Source organism: Armatimonas sp. (assembly GCF_031410135.1).
In the GTDB taxonomy this organism is placed as follows: Bacteria; Armatimonadota; Armatimonadia; order Armatimonadales; family Armatimonadaceae; genus Armatimonas.
In genome coordinates, this window is the sequence record NZ_JANNYP010000393.1 from 1 (window position 1) to 3317 (window position 3317).

5 protein-coding genes are annotated in these 3317 nt (G+C 59.7%); 4 read left to right on the forward strand and 1 reads right to left on the reverse strand.

The window, feature by feature from the left end:
• Both RMO15_RS14245 and RMO15_RS14250 read left to right on the forward strand, forming a co-directional pair.
• The coding region (locus tag RMO15_RS14245) for a hypothetical protein (RefSeq protein WP_309713872.1) at positions 1-208 on the forward strand (208 nt) is incomplete at its 5' end.
• A gap of 34 nt (positions 209-242) precedes the next feature.
• Positions 243-875: a hypothetical protein gene (locus RMO15_RS14250; protein ID WP_309713875.1), complete on the forward strand. Its 633-nt coding sequence runs from the start codon at positions 243-245 to the stop codon at positions 873-875.
• Positions 876-893: 18 nt separating this feature from the next.
• Here the strand turns inward: RMO15_RS14250 and RMO15_RS14255 are convergent, their stop codons facing one another.
• A complete protein-coding gene (locus tag RMO15_RS14255; RefSeq protein ID WP_309713877.1) occupies positions 894-1658 on the reverse strand; it encodes a hypothetical protein in 765 nt (254 codons plus the stop codon).
• Between the two features lie 50 nt (positions 1659-1708).
• Between RMO15_RS14255 and RMO15_RS14260 the strand changes: the two genes are divergently transcribed.
• Together RMO15_RS14260 and hpt are read left to right on the forward strand one after the other, a co-directional pair.
• Positions 1709-2692, forward strand: coding sequence for a hypothetical protein (locus RMO15_RS14260; protein ID WP_309713880.1), 984 nt, complete (start codon positions 1709-1711; stop codon positions 2690-2692).
• Between the two features lie 26 nt (positions 2693-2718).
• Complete coding sequence (hpt, locus tag RMO15_RS14265) at positions 2719-3276, forward strand: hypoxanthine phosphoribosyltransferase (protein ID WP_309713883.1); 558 nt, start codon at positions 2719-2721, stop codon at positions 3274-3276.
• Positions 3277-3317 lie beyond the last annotated feature (41 nt).

The window sequence follows — 3317 nt, forward strand, 5'->3', positions numbered from 1 at the left end:
AGCGAGCGGTGGAGGAAGTATCACGCCCGGCATCTTGGGAACGAACGGGAACTATCTCTTTGCCTCTTATCCTGGCCTCGAGAAAGATGGCTCTATCGCCTGGTACGGCCAAGCAGGCGTCTATCGTCTGGAATATACACTAGGTCCTTTGGATCTTGGAAGCCAGGCAGCGTTCACGGTCTACGGGATCGGGCTACGCGTGAAGTGATCGCGAGAGCTTCCCCTCTCCGAAAGGAATCCGAATGAAACTAAAACTTATTCTTCTCATCTGCACCCTGCTACTGCCACAGATCGCTTCTGTGGCGGCGGCGGACAACTGGCACGCTGTTGAGGGCACCAATGCGCCCAGCTACCGGCTCTCTATCGGCTGGGGCGTTCCTGGCAAGCAAACCGAGTCAGAAGGCCCGGCAAACGACGACATCGAGAGTGTCCGAAACTGCCTGCTGGATAGTGAGGGACGCGTTATCGCCGTGCTGAACGGCCTGGACTACTTTCCCGGCCAGAACAACGGTGGCATCAAGACAGTCTGGGCCCCCAACAGCTCCGTGGTCTTTCTGGAGCACCAGGGCAAGTGGAAGCCCAACGCCCTCCTGCTCGTCTCCGCGAGCGGTAAGCAAGCCAATATCACCGCCACCGTCTTCGCCGACGCTCTGAGTTTTCTGAAGCGCAAGGCTGATCCTGAGTTCGCCAAAGCGGAGAAAGATGCGAGCTTCATCGTGAATCGCGTGCTCCTGACTCCAGGGAAGCTCACGCTCTTGATGGAAGTGGGCGGCGGAAAAGACAGCGACTACCGCGACTGGGTCGAGCTGCGCTACTCCGTGGAGTCATCGGCGAGGGGGCTTCGACTCACGAGCTATGAGGCCCTCCAAGGCTGAAAATCACGATAGCCCTCTTCAGGAAGTGACCAAGCTGCCCTGTCGCTCGCGCCAGGCAGATTTTGCTTCTCTAACATCGAAGAAATGGTCTTCGGCAAAGAGCGACTCATGGCCGAGGTTCTCGCGAGCGGTGGCAAGAATCTCGCGCCACTGGGCACTGTGGTACGACGGCCATTTTACTCCCGCCTGGCAGTACGACGCATCCGCGAAGTAGCGGATGCGATCCTCGCCGCCGGGCTTAGCGCGGCGGGCGTGCCAGAGGGCGGAGTAGACAATCACAGCGGAGCCCGGCGGCAGGTCATCCACAACGACCTCGCCCGGAAGAACTTGCTGGCCCAGATGCCCGAGCGCTCCGTTAGCGACCACGGTGTTTTGGGTGCGTGGTAGCACGACTAAGTCACCCACTTCTCCGTTGAGGCCATTGAAGTAGTAGAAAACGTGCACCATGATATGGCTACGGTTGGTCTGAGGCTCCTGCTCGTAGTCCTGGTGCCAGTTCGAGCCGGGGGTTCCCGCTGTCTGGCGGCTGGCGTGTAGATGATGAAAGGCAAAGCCCGGTCCCATCACTTGCTCGACCATCGCAAGCGTCTTGGGATGCACGATGAGCGGGCCGAGGTGCGGGAGCTGGCAGAGATAGGGCACGGGCTCTTTTGCTTCGCGAAGCGCTTGGAGAGCATCCATATCGGCCTTGTAGCCTCCCATCTCGTCGTCGGTGAAGTAGCGCGGCAGAACCAGAAATCCCTGGTTGTGGAAAGCGGCAAGCTGGTCATCGGTGAGCATCATAGGGGAAATTATACTCTTTCTGTGTCTAAAATACGGTACACTGGGGCCAAATGAAGGTGCAAAGTTTTGTTGCCATCGCGCTAACTCTGGCGCTGACGGGTGCGGCGCATGCGGAGCGGTTTCTCTTCCAGCGAGGGAGTGTTCTCTATAGTGCAAGCCGGGATGGAAAAGAATCGCGGCGCGTGCTGGATATGGGCATTGGGCCGGGTGCGGTCTGGTCCACAGCACCAGATGGTCGGCGGATTGTCTGGGCGAAGGCGGCTAATCCGGAGACGGAGGGGAGCTTGGCAGGGCGGCCTATCACCCTCTTTCTGAGCGACATCACCGGCCGTCGGCAGAAAAAGCTCCTCACCACCGAGAACCTCATTGACCGACAGGGGCGCAAAGTCGCCGAGATTAGCCCGACGATTCCCAGTGGCCCGATAACCACACTCAAGGACTGGAGCCTCGTCTCGCTCTCGTGGAGCACCGATGGACGGACACTCTATATGGGCTGCACCCGAGTGGGAGCAGCGGCGGGGGTGATGACGGTCTCGGTAGACGCGCAATCCGGGACAGCCTTGGTGGACTCGGAAGGTCGCTGGAAGTGCCTGGCTCCGGTCACACAGCCCGATGCTCGCTCGACGTTTCTAGCGGCAGTTGCGATCGGTAAAGAGAGTGGGATCGCGCCGCTCCAGATCTGTAATCTGGCGGTCGGCAACGCCTGGACTCCGGTTCCCGCACTGGGTGGCCCTGCCGCCTATGGTGCGGCGCTCTGGCCTGCCCTCTCCCCCGATGGAAAGAGCATTGCATTTGCCTCTGTGCCGCGTGGGCTCTGGCTCGCCTCGGGGCCGGGTTTTGAGGTCAAGGTCCTTATCAGCGGCGATGTGAGGCGCCCTCGTTTCTGTGAAGATGGAAAAACCGTGCTTTTTCTCTCGCCACGACCTACGACAGCCGATAAAATAGCCTATGACCTCTACGAGCTGCCCATCAGCGGCACGACCCCCAAGGTGGTGCTCAGCGATGTGGACTGGTTTGATTTGGTCAGCGACTGACACAAAAAGGCAGACAGACGAGAAGAATGCACCCCGATATTGACACGATCCGTATTACCGAAGAGGAAATCGCCTCCCGTGTTGCCGCACTAGGCGCACAGATCACCCGCGACTATGAGGGCAAGGACTTGATTCTGATCGGTGTCCTGACAGGCTCGACTCTGTTCATGGCCGACTTAGTGCGGCGCATCAATATTCCGCTCGCGTTTGACTTTGTCTCGGTCAGCTCGTACGGAGCCAGCAGCAAGGCCAGTGGTGTCGTGAAGATCCTCAAGGACCTGGATGAGCCGGTGGAGAGCCGCCATGTGATCGTGGTGGAGGACGTTCTCAACCCCGCCATGGCCCGTCGCCTTGCCTACTTACTCGACCTGCTCAGCGCCCGCAAGTGCGCCTCAATCCGGGTGTGCACGCTCCTTGATAAGCCCATGCGCCGCCGTGCTCTGGGGATTGACCTAGAGCCAGACTACTGCGGCTTCGCAGTCGAAGAAGAGTACGTGGTCGGCTACGGCATGGACTACCTAGGCCGCTATCGCTCGCTTCCCTACATCGGCACCCTCAAGCCCGTCATCTACGGCGGGGGTTAGGCCATCTCCCCGGCTTCTCTCGTTCCTCGCTTCGCCGACCC

Excerpts from the sequence above, each read along its gene's own strand:
- RMO15_RS14250 (WP_309713875.1), top strand. The coding sequence starts at position 243 with ATGAAACTAAAACTTATTCTTCTCATCTGCACCCTGCTACTGCCACAG.
- RMO15_RS14255 (WP_309713877.1), bottom strand. The coding sequence starts at position 1,658 with ATGATGCTCACCGATGACCAGCTTGCCGCTTTCCACAACCAGGGATTT.
- RMO15_RS14260 (WP_309713880.1), top strand. The coding sequence starts at position 1,709 with ATGAAGGTGCAAAGTTTTGTTGCCATCGCGCTAACTCTGGCGCTGACG.
- hpt (WP_309713883.1), top strand. The coding sequence starts at position 2,719 with ATGCACCCCGATATTGACACGATCCGTATTACCGAAGAGGAAATCGCC.